Genomic DNA, 16,562 nt, shown 5'->3' with positions numbered 1-16,562 from the left:
ACAGCGGATGCATTATTGATGTCGACGATGATGCAAGCGTGAGCCTCGCCTTTGACTACTCCGGATTCAAGACCCTGCTGCTCGCGGCCATGCTGCCGCCGGCACCCATGCTGTTGCTGGCCGCCTGGGGCGGCTGGCGCCTGAAGCGAGGACGGCGCGGCGGCGGCTGGATGCTGGGTATGGCGCTGGCGCTGGTGTGGCTGTCGGCCACGGAGGTGGCGGGCGAATGGCTGAGCCGGGCAGCCGGCCAGCCGCCGCTGCTGAAGCCGGCCGAGGTCGACGCCTTGCGCGGCCAAGGCGATGGCGCCGTGCTGGTGCTGGGCGGCGGCGTGCGCCGCCAGGTCCCCGAGTTCGGCTATGCGCGCGCCAACGAGATCACCGGCGAGCGGCTGGCCTATGGCGTGTGGCTGGCCCGGCGCAGCGGCTGGCCGCTGGGGTTTTCAGGAGGAATCGGCTGGACGGCCACCGACCTGCACCAGTCCGAGGCCAGCATCGTTGCCCGCGTGGTTGCCACGGACTACGGCATGCCGCTGCGCTGGGCCGAGGGGCAGTCGCGGGACACGCGGGAGAACGCTGCCAACACGCTGCCGCTGCTGGCCAAGGCCGGCGTCAGGCACATCCTGCTCGTGACCCACGAGGAGCACATGGGCCGGGCGATGCGGGCCTTCGAGGCCGAAGCCGTGCCGCTGGGCATCAGCGTGCGCCCGGCGCCGGTGGGGCTGCGCCCGGAGGGCGCGATCAGCTTTGACGACTGGTGCCCGTCGACGGGCGGGTTCGAGCGCGTGCGCTACGTCGTCTACGAGACGCTGGCCTGGTGGGCCGGGCGCTAGTAAAAATAGAAACCCCGCCGGGCTTGAACGGCCGGGCGGGGTGGGTGGCGAGGCCACCTTGGGGCTCAGCGGGTATCTGCCGCCGGGCTCCTGGCGCGCAAGGGATTGCGCCAGAGGTTGTGCCTGAAAAGGCAATTCAACGATAGGCGAGCGCTCTCAGGCCTTCAAGAAGAGTTGCCCGAATAGCGCTTCAGCGCGGGCCGTGACCTCGGGCGGCAGCGTGATGCCGCGGCCCCATTCGCGGTCGGTCTCGCCGGGCCACTTGTTGGTCGCGTCCAGCCCCATCTTGCCGCCCAGGCCGCTGACGGGCGACGCGAAGTCGAGGTAGTCGATGGGCGTGTTGTCCACCAGCGTCGTGTCCCGCACCGGGTCCATGCGCGTCGTGATGGCCCAGATCACTTCCTGCCAGTTGCGCGTGTCGATGTCGTCGTCCACGACCACGATGAACTTCGTGTACATGAACTGGCGCAGGAAGCTCCAGATGCCGAACATCAGCCGCTTGGCGTGGCCGGGGTAGGACTTCTTGATGGAAACGACCGCCATCCGGTAGCTGCAGCCCTCCGGCGGCAGGTAGAAGTCGACGATCTCCGGGAACTGCTTCTGCAGGATGGGCACGAAGACTTCGTTCAGCGCCACGCCCAGGATGGCCGGCTCGTCGGGCGGCTTGCCGGTGTAGGTGGAGTGGTAGATCGGGTTGGCGCGCTGGGTCTGGCGCGTGATCTCGAAGACGGGGAACCAGTCCTGCTCGTTGTAATAGCCGGTGTGGTCCCCGAATGGGCCCTCCAGCGCGTGCAGGTAGCCGCCTTTCTCCTTCAGCGGCACGCCGTGGGCGCTGACGCCGGTGAAGCCGGCGGGCGCCGCGGGGATGTGACCTTCCAGCACGATCTCAGCCGAGGCCGGCGCCTGCAGCGGCTGATCCTTGCTGACACCGGTGTTGACCAGTTCCGTCCGCGAGCCGCGCAGCAGACCGGCGAACTGATATTCGGACAGGCTGTCCGGCACCGGCGTCACGGCGCCGAGGATGGTCGCCGGGTCGGCGCCCAGCGCGACGGCGATGGGAAACGGCTGGCCGGGATTCGCCAGCGCGAAGTCGCGGAAATCCAGCGCCCCCCCCCGGTGGGCCAGCCAGCGCATGATGACCTGGCGCGGGCCGATCAGTTGCTGGCGGTAGATGCCCAGGTTCTGGCGCGTGCGCGTCGGGCCCCGGGTGATGACCAGACCCCACGTGATCAGGGGGGAAGCGTCGTCCGGCCAGCATTTCTGGATGGGCAGGCGGCCGAGGTCGATGTCGGCGCCCTCGAACACCTCCTCCTGGCAGGCCGCGCGCCGCTGCACGGCGGGTTTCATGTCCCACAGCGCCTTGGCCATCTGCAGCAGCTTGCCGGCGTCCTTCAGGCTCTTGGGCGGCTCGGGTTCCTTGAGGCTGGCCAGCACCCGGCCCACATCCCTCAAATCGGCCAGAGACTCAGCGCCCATGCCGAGTGCGACGCGACGCGTTGTCCCGAAAAGATTGGTCAAGGCCGGGGTGGAATAGCCCTCCGGCGCCTCGAACAGCAGCGCCGGCCCGCCAGCCCGCAGCACGCGGTCGCTGAGAGCCGTCATCTCCAGCACGGGCGAGACTTTTTCACGGACACGCTTGAGCTCGCCGAGGCCTTCCAAGCCGGCAATGAAGTCCCGCAGGTCGCTGTATTTCATAACTAAAAGTAGTTTTGATCGGCCAAAATAGCCTTGACGGGTTATCTTCAAACCCTAAAATCCGCCCGCTTCGGGTTTCTACGGAAGCCCAACTGGCCGGGTCCACCGGGCGAGCAGACGCCACGGACCTCGCAATGACGGCCAGAAATTATCACCGTCGCTCCACCCGGACCGCCGCGCCTGCGGCAGCCTGTGGCGGGCTGCGACACCAAGGAGTCGCATGACGACACGTCAAGACATCATCAGCCTGGCTCGCCTCACGCGGGATTCGGCGTCGCTGTTCATCCGGGACATCGGCAACGGTCTGCTCGTGGTCAGCCACAACACGCTGGCCCTGGTCGGGCTGGCGGTGGTGTCGGTGCTGCTGGTCTTCACCAGCCAGGCGGCCTTGCGCGCCCAGTTGGAGACAGCGGCGCTGGGCTGGTTGAACGCCCGCCACGAAGCCCGTGCCGAGGCTGAGGGCAACACGCTGCTGGCTGCTGCCGAGCCCGATGCCATCGCCCGTGCGACGGCCACCGACCCCAAGGAACTCAGTCGCCAGCAGGCGGCCGTGGCGCTGTGGCTGGCGCGCCGCTACAGCGTGGCGCCCGAACCTATCAGCCGCCTGGTGCAAGAAGCCTGGGCCGTTGGCAACCGCGCCAAGGTGGAACCGACGCTGATCCTGGCCGTCATGGCCATCGAGTCGCGCTTCAACCCTTTCGCCCAGAGCAATGTCGGCGCTCAGGGGCTCATGCAGGTGATGACCCGCGTCCATGACGACAAGTACGAAGCCTTCGGCGGCACGCTCGCCGCATTCGACCCGGTGACCAACCTGCGTGTCGGCGTCCAGGTGCTGAAGGAATGCATCCAGCGTGCCGGCAGCCTGGAGGAAGGCCTGCGCTACTACGTCGGCGCCGCCAACCTCGCGGAGGACTCCGGCTACGCCAACCGCGTGCTGGCCGAGCAGGATCTGCTGAAAGCCGTCGCTGCCGGTCGCGCGGTGCCGGCCGGCACTGCAGTCCGCCCGCAACGGGAAGTGGCCTCGGCGCCCGTCGGCGGTGAATCTGCGCAGGTGGCCCTGCTCCGCTGACTTACACTGGCGGCTCACGCGACTGGCGATCAGGGTCACAAGCTGACCCGAGGTGGGCCACCACCGGGGAGCGTGAGGCGGTCGAGATCGATGTCTCCCCGCTTTCAGCCGTTCGCCTGGGCAGCCCGGTTCGTCACGCCAGCTCGTGAGCGCCCGGGATTTACCGCCTGACCTTCGGAACACGAGCCATGTTTGACCGCACCACCTCCACCCTCGCCCTGGTCGACCCCGAACTCTGGACCGCCGTCCAGAACGAGACGCGTCGCCAGGAGGACCATATCGAGCTGATTGCCAGCGAGAACTACACCTCGCCGGCCGTCATGGAAGCCCAGGGCAGCCAGCTGACCAACAAGTACGCCGAGGGCTATCCCGGCAAGCGCTACTACGGTGGCTGTGAGTACGTTGATGTCGCCGAGCAACTGGCCATCGACCGCGTGAAGCAACTGTTCGGCGCCGAATTCGCCAACGTGCAGCCCAACAGCGGCTCGCAGGCCAACCAGGGCGTGTTCTTCGCGCTGCTGCAGCCGGGCGACACGATCATGGGCATGAGCCTGGCCGAAGGTGGCCACCTGACGCACGGCATGTCGCTGAACATGAGCGGCAAGTGGTTCAACGTCATCAGCTACGGCCTGGACGCCAACGAGGCCATCGACTACGACGCGATGGAAGCCCTGGCCCGCGAGAAGAAGCCCAAGCTCATCATCGCCGGCGCATCCGCCTACTCGCTGCGCATCGACTTCGAGCGCTTCGGCAGGATCGCCAAGGAGATCGGCGCCTACTTCATGGTCGACATGGCCCACTACGCCGGCCTGATCGCCGCGGGCGTCTACCCCAACCCCCTGCCCCACGCCGACGTCGTCACGTCCACCACGCACAAGAGCCTGCGCGGCCCACGCGGCGGCATCATCCTGACGAACAAGGAAGACATCGCCAAGAAGATCAACTCGGCCATCTTCCCCGGCATCCAGGGCGGCCCGCTGATGCACGTCATCGCCGGCAAGGCAGTGGCCTTCAAAGAGGCGCTGACGCCCGAGTTCAAGGCCTACCAGGAACAGGTCGTCAAGAACGCCAAGGTGCTGGCCGAGACGCTGATCGAGCGCGGCCTGCGCATCGTCTCGGGCGGCACCGAAAGCCACGTCATGCTTGTGGACCTGCGCCCCAAGAACCTGACCGGCAAAGAAGCCGAGGCCATCCTGGGCGCCGCCCACATGACCTGTAACAAGAACGGCATTCCCAACGACCCGCAGAAGCCCATGGTCACCAGCGGCATCCGCCTGGGCACGCCGGCCATGACGACGCGTGGCTTCAAGGAAGAACAGGTCCGCGCCACGGCTCACCTGATCGCCGACGTGCTGGACAAGCCGCACGACGAGGCCAACCTGGCCGCCGTGCGCGAGAAGGTCGCTGCGCTGACGGCCGCCTTCCCGGTCTACCGCGGTTGATTCAGGCCGATGCGCTGCCCGTTCTGCTCTCACACCGAGACCCAGGTCGCCGAGACCCGGGAATCGGACGAGGGCGACGTCGTCCGGCGCCGGCGCCGCTGCCTGTCCTGCGACAAGCGCTTCACGACCTATGAGCGGGCCGACATCGCCCTGCCCTCGGTCGTCAAGAAGGACGGACGGCGCGCCGACTTCGATGCCACCAAACTGCGCGCCTCCATGCAGCTGGCGCTGCGCAAGCGGCCGGTCAGCGTCGAGCAGATCGACGCGGCCATCAACCGCATCGAGGAGAAACTGCTCGCCAGCGGCGCGCGCGAGATCGCGTCGACGCGGCTGGGTGAGCTGGTCATGCGCGAGCTCAAGCGCATCGACAAGGTCGCCTACGTTCGCTTTGCGTCCGTCTATCGCAGCTTCGAGGACGTCGACGAGTTCCGCCAGCTGATCCGCGAGATCTGATCCGGGGTTTCCCTATCCCTCTTCAGGGGGAGGCCCGGGGGATGCGCCCCTCCTCATCCCCCTTCGCTCCGCCCTAAGGGGGAGAGACCTACGGCGGCCCGCTTCCTAGAGTTCGTTCATCGCCAACGAACCGCAGGGAGCCTTCATGAACCGTACCGCCACCAGCCGCCGTCGCAACCTCGGCTTCACGCTCGTCGAACTGTGCGTCTGCGTCGGCATCGGGGCCGCCCTGCTGAGCCAGGCTATTCCCAGCCTCGGCAAGATGCGCCAGGAGCGTACGCTGCGCGCCACCTCCGAGGCCCTGGCGAGCGACCTGCGCTTTGCCCGCAGCGAGGCAGCGCGGCTGGGCGAGTCGGTCCACTTCCGCATCAGCCGCAAGGGTGCCGAATCCTGCTACGTGCTGCACACCGGCGCCGCCAACGACTGCGACTGCGCCGGTGGCCAGGCCGTCTGCAAGGTGCCGAGCAGCAACATCATCAAGGCCGAATGGCTGCCGGCCGGCAAGCAGATGCGCCTGCGCAGCAACGCCGAGACGCTGCAGTTCCAGCACCGCCAGGGGCTCGTCACCCAGACCGGCAGCATCGAGCTGAATCTCGACAGCGGCGCCGGCATCCGCCAGGTCGTGGCCATCACCGGCCGGGTGCGGAATTGCTCCACCGGTGTCAAGCTTTCCGGCATGAGCAAGTGCGCCTGATCCCCTTGTTCGTGGTGGATGGCGACCAGCGGTAGGCGCAAAGCGACGAACGGCATTGTTGTAACTTTTCGTCAGAGCGCGCCCACTCAAAATTCGACCGCAATGCGATCCACGACTCAAAGCCATATCAGGGGATTCACGCTCATGGAGCTGATGATCGCCGTCGTGATCGCCGGCATCCTGGCTTCAATCGCCTACCCGTCCCTGCTGTCCTTCCTCCAGCGCAGTCGCCGCGCCGACGCGGTCGCCGTGCTGACATCGGTTGTGCAGGCTCAGGAGCGATATCGCTCCAATAACGCGGCCTACGCCAGCACGCTTGATGTGTTGAACATCAACTCCACCGGCTCCAACTATTACGACTTCGCGCAACCTGCGCTGGCCGCCTCGGCAACCGGCTATCAGGTCACGGTAGCGCCCAAGACCGGCAGCGCGCAGGCGGCAGATGCCAAGGACTGCGCCACGTTGAGCATCAAGCTGGAGGGTTCGGTCTTCAGTTATTTGGCGACCGGCTCGGACAACCGCGACACCTCCACCGTCTGCTGGCCACGCTGACGATGAAGCACCTTGCCGCCTCTCGTTCGCGCGCCGGCGTCACGCTGGTCGAGATGCTCATCGGCGTGGCTGTGCTCGGGGTCATCCTCGCAGTGGCAGTCCCTTCAATGACCAGCTTCATGGAGCGCCGCCGCGTCATCGCCACGGCTGGCGAGATCGCTGACATCTTTACGTACGCGCGTTCGGAAGCCAACGTCGTTGACCAGATGCTGAACATCCACGTCGAGGCCGTGCCGTCGGGAATCGCTGACTTTGGCAGTTGCATCCGTCTCAGCACGGGCACGAACGACAACTGTAGATGCAGTTACGCCAAGGCATGCCCGGTCGGCGACGGGGTCGTGTTGCGTCAGTTGTTGCTGCCACGAAGCAACTCGGTGAGTTTCGCCGCCAGCGCCACCTGGCAGGGAACGATCGGCGTGGTCAGCTTCCTTCGGCAGAAGCATTTGACCGATGTACAGAACCTGGCTGTCACCGTGACCGGCGCGCGAACGGGCGCGCAGCTTGCCGTCCAGTACAACAATGCCGGCCGTGTGCGCATCTGCTCACCCGGGGGCACCATCAGCGGGTTTCCAACATGCGGCTGACAATTCGGCGCCAGCGCGGCTTGGGTCTTGTCGAGTTGATGGTGGGCATCACCGTTGGCCTCATCGTCGCGGCCGGCGCTTCTATCGTGGCCGTCAACCAGATCAACGAGCATCGGCGGCTGATGCTGGAAACCCAGATCCAGCAGGATCTGCGCACGGCGGCCGATCTGCTGCAGCAGGACCTGAGGCGAGCCGGCTTCCGCGGCAACGCCGCACTGGGCGTCTGGGCTCCGCCGTCGGCGGTCGGAACGCTGGGCGAGCAACCCGCGGCGATGGCGACCCCCAACCAGTTCCTGGACATGGTCAAGACGGACAGCGACGCAGTTCGGTCGTTGACCTATCAATATGCCCGTGCAACCTACAGCCCCACCGGTACGCTTCGCGACGCCGAACATTTCGGCTTCAAGTGGGACAAATCCAGCAAGGTGCTTTACCTCATGATCGGCCTGACCGCTGGCCAGCCCAACTGGCAGCCGATCACTGACCCCGACAGCGTCAAGATCACTGACTTCACCATCGACGTCGATGACTCGCAGTCCACCAGCGTCGGCGACTTCTGCGACAAGCCCTGCAACCCTCCAACAGCCGGCGCCTCGGACTGCCCCAAGCATGTGGTGCGCGAGGTCAGCTTCACGATCGTTGCCGAGGCGGCCCACGACAGCAACGTCAAGCGCACGCTCTCGGGATTCGAGCGCCTGCGGGCCGACCAGATCATCGGGGCGTGCCCGGCATGAAATCGATCACCCGCCCATTGCCCGCAGGCCAGCAGGGGGCCGCGACGCTGATCATCGTGATGGTGTTGTTTCTCGTCATGGCGTTGCTGGCGGCTTACGCCAACCGCAGCCTGCTGTTCGAACAACGCATGGCGAGCAGCTACTACCGCGCCAGCCTGTCTCAGGAAGCCGCGGAAGCAGGTGTCGAGTGGACACTGGCCCAGCTCAATGGCAACGCCGTGGATAGCGCCTGCAAACCTGTCACCAGCGGGGGGCAGCGGTTCGCCGACAAGTACCTGATGGTCAGCGCCGCTGATCGCAGCATCTCCTCAATATCGACGGAGAGCCGGGGCATCATCGATTGCGCACGCGACGTTGCCAGCGACGGCTGGGCCTGCCGTTGCCCGGCATCCAATGCCGTACACACGACGCAACCAGGGACGAACGCCACCGGCTTCACACCCAGCTTTGGCGTCGCTTTCGGCCACAGCAGTCGCGGCGGCACGGTGCCTTTACAGGTAACGGGCTGCACGGACGCCGTGGTCGATCGCTGCAACACCGGCATGACTACATGGGCCTCCATCAGCAACAACCAGCTGGCTCGAATTGTGCTGACCGTTCAGCTGGGGCTCGTGAGTGCCGTGCGCAACCCGCCCGCTTCGGCGCTGACTGTCGGCGGCAATCTGCAATCCGCCGGCGCCAACCTCGGACTGCACAACAGCGATGCGCGCACATCCGGGCTGCTGGCGACGCTGGGAGGCACATGGCCCGACAAGGCCAGCAGCCGGCTCGAAAGTGTGCCCGGAACGGCCCCCAGCCAGGTCGTTCTGGAGAATGACGCCACCTTGAACGGTGCGACGGCTGAAGACGTGTTCAAGATGTTCATGGGCGCCAGCGTCAGCCGCTACAAGTCGCATCCAGCCGCGCGCCCCGTGACCTGCGACGGAGACTGCACCAGCGACATCGATACAGCCTATAAAGCGGGCCACCGCATGCTCTGGATCGAGGGAGACATGACCCTCAGCAGCAACATGACCCTGGGCAGTCTGGCGGACCCCGTGCTCATCATCGCCAACGGCAATGTCACGCTGAGCGGTCCCATGCAGATCAACGGCATGCTGGTTGCCAAGGGGACGCTGAACTGGAGCAATGCCGGCGCCATGTCGTCGCTGGTCAACGGCATGGTGCTGGTTGGTGGCGACATGACGGCCTCAGGGACCATGGATGTCGTCTACCAGCAGTCCGTGGCCGACCTGCTGCGCAATCACATGGGTAGCTATGTGCGCATCCCTGGCGGCTGGAGCGACTGACGGCCATGAAGTTTCTGCGAACCTACCCCCCACGCAACCAGCGGCCGCAGCGTGGCGTCACGCTGATCGAAGCGCTGGTGGCTCTGCTCGTCATGTCCTTCGGCATGGTGGCGCTGGTTGGCCTGCTGGGGAACCTGCGCCGCAGCGGCGACCTTGCCAAGCAGCGCGGCGACGCCATGCGCATCGCCCAGACAGAAGTGGCCAAGCTGCGGTCTTTCTCAATCTTGAACAAGCCGGCCGACGCAGCATCGGGCGTCAAGGACTACGACCACGACGTTGTCGCGTTGGAGTCGAGGTACGCGCCGCTGGACAACAGCAACACCACGTTCTCCATCACGCGCCAGGTGATGCCGCTGGTCAAGGATTCGACGGAACCTCAGGCCAAGACCGTCAGGGTCACGGTGGCCTGGACGGACCGCTCGGGCACGGACCAGTCGATCTTTCTCGACACCATCATCTCCCAGACCGACCCGGTCTACGGCCTGGCGCTGGGCGTCACCCCTCCCACCAACGGCGTGCGCCAGCCTGACAAGCGCAATCCCGTCATTCCGCAGGGCGCCAGGGACCTGGGCAACGGCAGCAGCGCCTTCCAACCCAGCATCAACAGCACACGGGTCTGGATCTTCAACAACGTGACCGGTGTCATCACCAGCAGGTGCCAGCTGAGCACGCAGACCGCCAACGGCCTGGACTCCTGCGACAACAACACGATCGGCTATCTGGTGAGCGGCACGGTCCGCTTCTCCCAACTCGCCACGCCCGACCCATCGAATCCCGAAGCCAGCGCGTTGCCGTCGCTGACGATCGCCCCGACGCTGATCGCCAGCCAGTTCAAGACTGCCGATGGCAAATCGCTGGCGCCGGGCGGCAGTGACTATTCGCCGAGCCCCGAATGTTTCAACGACTCGCCGTCGGTCAGCACCCCCAACCAGACGATGGTGAACTACAGCTGCGTCGTCTACCCCAACTCGCAGCGCAACTGGTGGGGACAGGTGCTGATCAGCGGGTTGAGCATCGGCACCGACGACGGGCAGTACAAGGTCTGCCGCTACAGCGGCGACTACAACGGCAACGGCTACACCTACAAGACCGTCCCCGTGGTCAACCTCAACGACCCTGGCTTCCTCATCGACAACGAGGAGCACCCCGAGACCTACCGCGCTGTCACCTACTCGCTGGCACGGCAGAACTTCCTCGTCGTCCCCGGCAAGTCCGCCTGCCCGCTGTTGCCAGCCGATACCACCGCGAGCCGCTTCGTCGACTATTCGACCTACCAGCTCCAGCCCCCGCTGCCCGCTAGCTAGACTGGGCGGATGCCCGCTCCCGACATCTCCGCAGCCCTGCAGCGCGCGCTGGCGCTGGCTGCGCAGGCCATTGGCCTCAGCGACCCCAATCCGCGCGTCGGCTGCGTCATCCTCGCGCCAGACGGCCGCGAACTCGGTGCCGGCCACACGCAGGCCGCTGGCCAGGCGCACGCCGAGGTCATGGCGCTGCGCGATGCAGCTATGCGCAGCCACGACGTGCGAGGTGCGACCGCGATCGTCACGTTGGAACCCTGCTCTCACCACGGTCGCACGCCGCCATGCTGCGACGCGCTGATCGCCGCCGGCATCGGCCGCGTCGTCGTCGCCGTAGAAGACCCGAACCCGCTGGTGGCCGGACAGGGGCTAACGCGACTGCGTGCCGCCGGCATCGCCGTCGAGCTGGCCGATACCGCAACGGCCGACGCAGCCCGCGAACTCAACATCGGGTTCTTCTCGCGCATGCAGCGCGGCCGGCCGTTCGTGCGGCTGAAGTCGGCCATCTCGCTGGACGGCCGCACCGCGCTGCCCGACGGTCGCAGCCAATGGATCACGGGTGAAGCCGCGCGCACCGACGGCCATGCCTGGCGCCGGCGTGCCGGCGCCGTGCTGACCGGCATCGGCACCGTGCTGGCAGACGACCCGCGGCTGGACGTCCGCCTCGTGCCGACCGACAAGCAGCCGCTGCGCCTCGTGCTCGACCCGCAAGGCCGCCTGCCCGCCGACGCGCGCATCCTGCAGCAGCCCGGGGAAGCCCGCGCCATCGGCCCTGGCCGCGCCGATCTGCCAGCGCTGTTGGCTGAGCTGGGCCGGCAAGGCATCAATGAACTGCACGTCGAAGCCGGCCCGACGCTGTCGGGCGCTTTTCTCGACGCCGGCCTCGTCGACGAACTGCTCGTCTACCAGGCTCCAATGCTGATCGGCGAAGGCCGGCCGCTCGCCGCGCTGTCGCCGCTGGCACAGCTGGGCGACGCCCCGCGCTGGCGCCTCGTCGAAGCCACACCCGTCGGCCAGGATCTGCGCCTTCGCTTACGCCCAACCTAGGGTCGCCACCTACAATCCTCGGTTATGCCCATCTCTCCCATTCCCGAGCTGGTCGCCGAACTGGCCGCTGGCCGCATGGTCATCCTCGTCGACGAGGAAGATCGTGAGAACGAAGGTGATCTCGTGCTGGCGGCGGATCTCGTCACGCCCGAAGCCATCAACTTCATGGCCAAGTACGGCCGCGGCCTGATCTGCCTGACGCTGCCACGCGAGCACTGCGAGCGCCTGCAGCTGCCGCCGATGACGCGCCGCAACGGCGCCCAACACGGCACCGCCTTCACCGTCTCCATCGAGGCCGCCACCGGCGTCACGACCGGCATTTCCGCCGCCGACCGCGCCCGCACCGTGCAGGCTGCCGTCGCACCTGACGCCAAGGCCAGCGACCTCGTCCAGCCTGGCCACATCTTCCCGCTGCAGGCGCAGGACGGCGGCGTGCTGATGCGCGCCGGCCATACCGAGGCCGGCTGCGACCTGGCCCGCATGGCTGGCCTGTCCGCCACCTCCGTGATCTGCGAGATCATGAAGGACGACGGCACGATGGCGCGCCTGCCGGACCTGGAGGTCTTCGCCGCCGAGCACGGCCTGAAGATCGGCACCATCGCCGACCTCATTGAATACCGCAGCCGCCACGAAAGCTTGGTCACCCGCGTCGCCGAACGCCGGCTGAACACGGCGCAGGGCGAGTTCGACTGCCACGTCTTCACTGATCGCACCGGTGGCACGCACCTTGCGCTGAGCCATGGCGCTTGGGTGGCCACCGACGAAGTCCTCGTGCGCGTGCACGAGCCGCTCTCTGTGATGGACCTGCTCGAGGCCGGCTCCTGCGGGCACTCATGGGGCCTTCCCGCGGCACTCGCCGCCGTGAAGGCCAGCGCCGCCGGCGTCGTCGTGCTGCTCAACTGCGGCGAGGACGCGGCTAGCGTGCTGGCGCGTGCCCGCGTCGAGAACGCCGCCGCGCCGGTCAAGAGCGCGATGGACCTGCGCACCTACGGCGTCGGCGCCCAGATCCTGAAGGCGCTGGGCGTGCACCACATGAAGCTGCTGGGCAGCCCGCGTCGCATGCCCAGCATGGTCGGCTACGGGCTGGAAGTGACCGGCTTCATCGCTCCCCCCTCCTGCTGAAACGAGAAATCCGCGATGCAAGACTCCGACCAAGGCCTGCCCGGCTTCGAAGGCGCCCTCGATGGCAGCGAACTGACCATCGCCATCGTCCAGGCGCGTTTCAATGACGCCATCACCGGCGCGCTGGCCAGCGCCTGTCTGGCCGAACTGTCCGTGCTGGGCGTGCCGGCCGAGGCCATCCGCCATGTGACCGTGCCCGGCGCGCTGGAAGTGCCGCTGGCGCTGCAGGCGCTGGCCGAAACGAATGACTACGACGCGCTCATCGCGCTGGGCTGCATCATCCGCGGCGAGACCTACCACTTCGAGCTGGTCGCCAACGAGAGCGGCTCCGCCGTGACCCGTGTCGGCCTGGACCACGGCATCCCGATTGCCAACGCGATCCTGACCGTCGAAAACGAAGCCCAGGCCTGGGCCCGTGCTGAGCCCAAGGGCCGCGACGCCGCACGCGTCGCCGTCGAGATGGCCAACCTGCTGAAAGAAATCGAGTGAACGCCCCCCAGAAGACCGCATCCAAGACGGCCAACAAACCCGCCGGCAAGAAGGCGCCCGTCAAGTCAGCCCGCCGTCGCTCGCGCGAGGCCGCGCTGCAAGGCCTCTACCAGTGGCTGCTGACCGGCGAGGACATCGGCGCCATCATCGCGCTGGGTCGCGAGCAGGAAGGCTACGCCAAGCTCGACCTGAAGCACTACGAGGCGCTGCTGGGTGGCTGCGTACACGAGGCGGCCGACCTGGACGCCATCCTCGCCCGCCACGTCGACCGCAAGACCACCGAGCTGTCGCCCATCGAGCATGGCATCCTGATGATCGGTGCCTACGAGCTCAAGCACTGCATCGACATTCCCTATCGCGTCGCGATCAACGAGGCGGTCGAGCTGGCCAAGTCCTTCGGCGGCACCGACGGCCACAAGTACGTCAATGGCGTGCTGGACCGTGCGGCCGGCGATCTCCGGCCGCTCGAGGTGACGACCAAGCGCTGACGACGAGCTGATGAAGCTGGCAGGTCGGCTCGACCGCATCGAGCCTTTCTACGTGATGGAGCTGGCCAAGGCCGCGGCGCGCGTCGCGGCCGGGCCGCTGTGCGATCCGGTCCAGGGCGGCCGGCGCATGATCCGGTTGAACATCGGTGAGCCCGACTTCGGCGCGGCACCCGCCGTGCGCGAGGCTGCTGCCCGCATCGCCCAAGGCCCCACGCCCTACACCGACGCACTGGGCCTGCCGGCGCTGCGCGAGGCCATCTCGCGCTGGTACCTGCAGCGATTCGGCCTGATCGTTTCGCCCGAGCGCATCGCCATCACGGCCGGTGCGTCGGCCGGCCTGCAGCTCGCCTGCCTGGCGCTCTTCGAGCAGGGCGACGAGGTGCTGATGCCCGACCCCTGCTACCCGTGCAACCGCCACTTCGTGACGGCGGCCGACGCCACGCCGCGGCTGCTGCCCACCACAGCAGCAGGTCGCTTCCAGCTCGATGCGGCGCAAGTCCGCGACGCCTGGGCACCGGCCACGCGCGGCGTGCTGCTGGCCTCGCCGAGCAACCCCACCGGCACGTCCATCGCACCCGAGGTGTTGGCCGACATCGCCGGCTTTGTGCGCGAGCGCGGCGGCATCACGGTCGTCGACGAGATCTACCTGCCGCTGAGCTACGAAGAACACTTCGGCCACACGGCACTCGCGCTCGGCGACGACATCGTCTCCGTCAACAGCTTCTCCAAGTACTTCGGCATGACCGGCTGGCGTCTGGGCTGGCTTGTGCTGCCCCCTGCCCTGGTGCCGGCCATCGAGCGGCTGGCGCAGAACTTGTACATCTGCCCGTCCACGCTGTCGCAGATGGCCGCCCTCGCTTGCTTCGAGCCTGACTCCATCGTCGAGTTCGAACGCCGTCGCGCCGTGCTGAAGCAGCGCCGCGACTACATCGTGCCGGCCCTCAACGAACTGGGCCTGACCGTGCCCGTTGCACCCGATGGCGCCTTCTACGCTTGGATGGACGTCAGCCGCCATCACGCCGACAGCTGGACCTTCGCCCACGAACTGCTGCAGCAGGCCCAAGTCGCGTTGACGCCCGGCCGCGACTTCGGCCTCGCCGACCCGCAACGCTGGATGCGCCTGTCGTTCGCGTCATCCATCGACGACCTGCGCGAAGCCGTCGCCCGCCTGCGCGAGGTGCTGTCATGAATCCAGTGCCCCCACGTTCGCTTCGCTGCCTGCCCCCCAAGGGGGCTCCGGCGCCTTCGGGCGGCCGTGCGGCGCCGGGCTTTGAATTCCCCGTCCGCGTCTACTGGGAAGACACCGACGCTGGCGGCATCGTGTTCTACGCGAACTACCTGAAGTTCTTCGAGCGCGCCCGCACCGAGTGGCTGCGCTCGGCCGGCGTCGAGCAGCATCAGCTGCGCGAGGAGACCGGTGTCATGTTCGTCGTTGCCGCCACCAGCCTGCGCTACCTGGCGCCGGCTCGGCTGGACGACCTGCTGACCATCACCGTCGACCCCGAACCCGCCGGCCGTGCCAGCCTTGTCGTGCGTCAACGCGCACTGCGGGGTGACACGTTGTTGGCCGAAGGCGAGATCCGCATCGGCTGCGTGCGTGCCCAAGACCTGAAACCCCAACGCCTCCCAGACGCTGTCATTTCAGCGATCGCTCCATGAACCAAGACCTGTCCATCGTCTCCCTGATCCTGCACGCCAGCTTTGCCGTGCAGCTCGTCATCGCGGGCCTGCTGCTCGTGTCGCTCGCGAGCTGGAGCGTCATCTTCGGCAAGCTGATCGGCCTGGGCCAGATCAAGCGCCGCAACGACGCCTTCGAGGCCGAGTTCTGGAGCGGCAAGAACCTCAACGACCTCTACCAGTCGGTCGGAAACCGCACCGACGGCGCACCGCTGGAGCGCATCTTCGCGTCCGGCATGCGCGAATTCATGAAGCTGCGCGAGAAGCGCGTCACCGACGCCGACTCGCTGCTGGACGCCGCCCGCCGCGCGATGCGCGCCAGCTTCCAGCGCGAGCTCGATGCGATGGAAAGCAACCTGTCCTTCCTCGCATCGGTCGGCTCCGTGTCGCCGTACGTGGGCCTGTTCGGCACCATCTGGGGGATCATGCACGCCTTCGTCGGCCTGTCCAACCTGACCCAGGTCACGCTGGCCACCGTCGCGCCAGGCATTGCCGAGGCGCTGGTCGCCACGGCCATCGGCCTGTTCGCTGCAATCCCCGCCGTGCTGGCCTACAACCGGTTCGCGCGCCAGATCGACCGCAGCGCCATCACGCTGGAGACCTTCATCGACGAGTTCTCCAACATCCTGCAACGCAACGCGACGCAGCACTGATGGCCGCCCTCTCTCCCCGTGGCGGTGCCAAGCGCCGCACGATGAACGAGATCAACATGGTCCCGTTCATCGACGTGATGCTGGTGCTGCTCATCATCTTCATGGTCAGCGCACCGCTGATCACGACCGGCCTCGTCGAGCTGCCCAGCGTCGGCAAGAGCAAGCAGCAACCCGAGCACGTCATCCAGGTCATCGTCGGCACCGACGAGAAGCTGAAGATCAAGGTCGACCAGCTGGAACCGGAGTCCATCCCGGTGAACCGGCTGGCCGAGCGCGTGAAGAAGGCCCAGAACGGCGACGCGGCCAGCCCCGTCGTCATCTCGGCAGACAAGAACGTCAAGTACGAGGCCGTCGTGCAGGTCATGGACACGCTGCAACGCGCCGGCGTGCAGCGCGTGGGCCTCGCCGTGAAGAGCGGCGCCTCGGCGAAGTGAACAAGACGTCGA

Annotated in this window: 19 protein-coding genes and 1 riboswitch; of the genes, 18 read left to right on the top strand and 1 reads right to left on the bottom strand. The window is 67.0% G+C overall.

Annotation, left to right across the window (positions count from 1 at the left end; all coding sequences use genetic code 11):
• Positions 1–38: 38 nt before the first annotated feature.
• A complete protein-coding gene (locus tag ACG04R_RS13660; protein ID WP_394411177.1) occupies positions 39–830 on the top strand; it encodes a YdcF family protein in 792 nt (263 codons plus the stop codon).
• 156 nt (positions 831–986) lie between these two features.
• Here ACG04R_RS13660 and ubiD read toward each other — a convergent pair whose 3' ends face one another.
• The gene (ubiD, locus tag ACG04R_RS13655) at positions 987–2,525 is read right to left on the bottom strand and encodes a 4-hydroxy-3-polyprenylbenzoate decarboxylase (protein WP_394411174.1); all 1,539 of its coding nucleotides are present in this window, start codon (positions 2,523–2,525) and stop codon (positions 987–989) included.
• A 220-nt stretch (positions 2,526–2,745) separates the two neighbouring features.
• Here ubiD and ACG04R_RS13650 point away from each other — a divergent pair, with 220 nt between their 5' ends.
• The 17 genes from ACG04R_RS13650 (at position 2,746) to tolR (ending at position 16,550) form a co-directional block, all read left to right on the top strand.
• Positions 2,746–3,594 (top strand): lytic transglycosylase domain-containing protein, encoded by an 849-nt coding sequence (locus ACG04R_RS13650; RefSeq protein ID WP_394411171.1) that lies wholly within the window; start codon positions 2,746–2,748, stop codon positions 3,592–3,594.
• A gap of 8 nt (positions 3,595–3,602) precedes the next feature.
• A riboswitch (ZMP/ZTP riboswitch) is annotated at positions 3,603–3,723 on the top strand.
• 59 nt (positions 3,724–3,782) lie between these two features.
• The gene (gene glyA / locus ACG04R_RS13645) at positions 3,783–5,036 is read left to right on the top strand and encodes a serine hydroxymethyltransferase (protein WP_394411168.1); all 1,254 of its coding nucleotides are present in this window, start codon (positions 3,783–3,785) and stop codon (positions 5,034–5,036) included.
• A gap of 9 nt (positions 5,037–5,045) precedes the next feature.
• Positions 5,046–5,489, top strand: coding sequence for a transcriptional regulator NrdR (nrdR, locus tag ACG04R_RS13640; RefSeq protein WP_268153736.1), 444 nt, complete (start codon positions 5,046–5,048; stop codon positions 5,487–5,489).
• A 145-nt stretch (positions 5,490–5,634) separates the two neighbouring features.
• Entirely contained in the window at positions 5,635–6,183 is a 549-nt protein-coding gene (locus ACG04R_RS13635) for a GspH/FimT family pseudopilin (RefSeq protein ID WP_394411163.1), read from the top strand.
• A gap of 18 nt (positions 6,184–6,201) precedes the next feature.
• Complete coding sequence (locus ACG04R_RS13630) at positions 6,202–6,735, top strand: type IV pilin protein (RefSeq protein ID WP_394411160.1); 534 nt, start codon at positions 6,202–6,204, stop codon at positions 6,733–6,735.
• Positions 6,736–6,737: 2 nt separating this feature from the next.
• Positions 6,738–7,319 (top strand): pilus assembly FimT family protein, encoded by a 582-nt coding sequence (locus ACG04R_RS13625; protein ID WP_394411157.1) that lies wholly within the window; start codon positions 6,738–6,740, stop codon positions 7,317–7,319.
• On the top strand, positions 7,310–8,053 hold the full coding sequence (locus tag ACG04R_RS13620) for a prepilin-type N-terminal cleavage/methylation domain-containing protein (protein WP_394411154.1): 744 nt from the start codon (positions 7,310–7,312) through the stop codon (positions 8,051–8,053). Before ACG04R_RS13625 ends, ACG04R_RS13620 begins: the two co-directional genes overlap by 10 nt.
• Complete coding sequence (locus tag ACG04R_RS13615; RefSeq protein ID WP_394411151.1) at positions 8,050–9,342, top strand: pilus assembly PilX family protein; 1,293 nt, start codon at positions 8,050–8,052, stop codon at positions 9,340–9,342. The genes ACG04R_RS13620 and ACG04R_RS13615 overlap by 4 nt, the downstream gene beginning before the upstream one ends.
• A 5-nt stretch (positions 9,343–9,347) precedes the next feature.
• Positions 9,348–10,646 carry a type IV pilus modification PilV family protein gene (locus tag ACG04R_RS13610; RefSeq protein ID WP_394411148.1) on the top strand — a complete coding sequence of 433 codons (1,299 nt, stop codon included), beginning with the start codon at positions 9,348–9,350 and terminating at the stop codon, positions 10,644–10,646.
• Between the two features lie 9 nt (positions 10,647–10,655).
• The gene (gene ribD / locus ACG04R_RS13605; protein ID WP_394411145.1) at positions 10,656–11,687 is read left to right on the top strand and encodes a bifunctional diaminohydroxyphosphoribosylaminopyrimidine deaminase/5-amino-6-(5-phosphoribosylamino)uracil reductase RibD; all 1,032 of its coding nucleotides are present in this window, start codon (positions 10,656–10,658) and stop codon (positions 11,685–11,687) included.
• A gap of 24 nt (positions 11,688–11,711) precedes the next feature.
• On the top strand, positions 11,712–12,809 hold the full coding sequence (gene ribBA, locus ACG04R_RS13600) for a bifunctional 3,4-dihydroxy-2-butanone-4-phosphate synthase/GTP cyclohydrolase II (protein ID WP_394411142.1): 1,098 nt from the start codon (positions 11,712–11,714) through the stop codon (positions 12,807–12,809).
• Between the two features lie 15 nt (positions 12,810–12,824).
• Positions 12,825–13,298 (top strand): 6,7-dimethyl-8-ribityllumazine synthase, encoded by a 474-nt coding sequence (ribH, locus tag ACG04R_RS13595; RefSeq protein ID WP_394411138.1) that lies wholly within the window; start codon positions 12,825–12,827, stop codon positions 13,296–13,298.
• The gene (nusB, locus tag ACG04R_RS13590; RefSeq protein ID WP_394411135.1) at positions 13,295–13,786 is read left to right on the top strand and encodes a transcription antitermination factor NusB; all 492 of its coding nucleotides are present in this window, start codon (positions 13,295–13,297) and stop codon (positions 13,784–13,786) included. The genes ribH and nusB overlap by 4 nt, the downstream gene beginning before the upstream one ends.
• Positions 13,787–13,796: 10 nt before the next feature.
• Positions 13,797–14,975, top strand: coding sequence for a pyridoxal phosphate-dependent aminotransferase (locus ACG04R_RS13585; RefSeq protein ID WP_394411133.1), 1,179 nt, complete (start codon positions 13,797–13,799; stop codon positions 14,973–14,975).
• Positions 14,972–15,445, top strand: coding sequence for a tol-pal system-associated acyl-CoA thioesterase (gene ybgC, locus ACG04R_RS13580; protein WP_394411130.1), 474 nt, complete (start codon positions 14,972–14,974; stop codon positions 15,443–15,445). Before ACG04R_RS13585 ends, ybgC begins: the two co-directional genes overlap by 4 nt.
• Positions 15,442–16,116, top strand: coding sequence for a protein TolQ (gene tolQ, locus ACG04R_RS13575; RefSeq protein WP_394411127.1), 675 nt, complete (start codon positions 15,442–15,444; stop codon positions 16,114–16,116). The genes ybgC and tolQ overlap by 4 nt, the downstream gene beginning before the upstream one ends.
• On the top strand, positions 16,116–16,550 hold the full coding sequence (tolR, locus tag ACG04R_RS13570; RefSeq protein ID WP_394411124.1) for a protein TolR: 435 nt from the start codon (positions 16,116–16,118) through the stop codon (positions 16,548–16,550). The genes tolQ and tolR overlap by 1 nt, the downstream gene beginning before the upstream one ends.
• Positions 16,551–16,562: the final 12 nt, after the last annotated feature.

Source organism: Pelomonas candidula (assembly GCF_043555985.1).
Lineage (GTDB): Bacteria > Pseudomonadota > Gammaproteobacteria > Burkholderiales > Burkholderiaceae_C > Pelomonas > Pelomonas candidula.
This window is presented reverse-complemented; position numbering and strand designations above follow the sequence as displayed.

Bases quoted from the DNA above. Each gene is read 5' to 3' on its own strand.
- ubiD (WP_394411174.1), bottom strand. From the start codon at position 2,525: ATGAAATACAGCGACCTGCGGGACTTCATTGCCGGCTTGGAAGGCCTC.
- ACG04R_RS13650 (WP_394411171.1), top strand. From the start codon at position 2,746: ATGACGACACGTCAAGACATCATCAGCCTGGCTCGCCTCACGCGGGAT.
- glyA (WP_394411168.1), top strand. From the start codon at position 3,783: ATGTTTGACCGCACCACCTCCACCCTCGCCCTGGTCGACCCCGAACTC.
- nrdR (WP_268153736.1), top strand. From the start codon at position 5,046: ATGCGCTGCCCGTTCTGCTCTCACACCGAGACCCAGGTCGCCGAGACC.
- ACG04R_RS13635 (WP_394411163.1), top strand. From the start codon at position 5,635: ATGAACCGTACCGCCACCAGCCGCCGTCGCAACCTCGGCTTCACGCTC.
- ACG04R_RS13630 (WP_394411160.1), top strand. From the start codon at position 6,202: ATGGCGACCAGCGGTAGGCGCAAAGCGACGAACGGCATTGTTGTAACT.
- ACG04R_RS13625 (WP_394411157.1), top strand. From the start codon at position 6,738: ATGAAGCACCTTGCCGCCTCTCGTTCGCGCGCCGGCGTCACGCTGGTC.
- ACG04R_RS13620 (WP_394411154.1), top strand. From the start codon at position 7,310: ATGCGGCTGACAATTCGGCGCCAGCGCGGCTTGGGTCTTGTCGAGTTG.
- ACG04R_RS13615 (WP_394411151.1), top strand. From the start codon at position 8,050: ATGAAATCGATCACCCGCCCATTGCCCGCAGGCCAGCAGGGGGCCGCG.
- ACG04R_RS13610 (WP_394411148.1), top strand. From the start codon at position 9,348: ATGAAGTTTCTGCGAACCTACCCCCCACGCAACCAGCGGCCGCAGCGT.
- ribD (WP_394411145.1), top strand. From the start codon at position 10,656: ATGCCCGCTCCCGACATCTCCGCAGCCCTGCAGCGCGCGCTGGCGCTG.
- ribBA (WP_394411142.1), top strand. From the start codon at position 11,712: ATGCCCATCTCTCCCATTCCCGAGCTGGTCGCCGAACTGGCCGCTGGC.
- ribH (WP_394411138.1), top strand. From the start codon at position 12,825: ATGCAAGACTCCGACCAAGGCCTGCCCGGCTTCGAAGGCGCCCTCGAT.
- ACG04R_RS13585 (WP_394411133.1), top strand. From the start codon at position 13,797: ATGAAGCTGGCAGGTCGGCTCGACCGCATCGAGCCTTTCTACGTGATG.
- ybgC (WP_394411130.1), top strand. From the start codon at position 14,972: ATGAATCCAGTGCCCCCACGTTCGCTTCGCTGCCTGCCCCCCAAGGGG.
- tolQ (WP_394411127.1), top strand. From the start codon at position 15,442: ATGAACCAAGACCTGTCCATCGTCTCCCTGATCCTGCACGCCAGCTTT.
- tolR (WP_394411124.1), top strand. From the start codon at position 16,116: ATGGCCGCCCTCTCTCCCCGTGGCGGTGCCAAGCGCCGCACGATGAAC.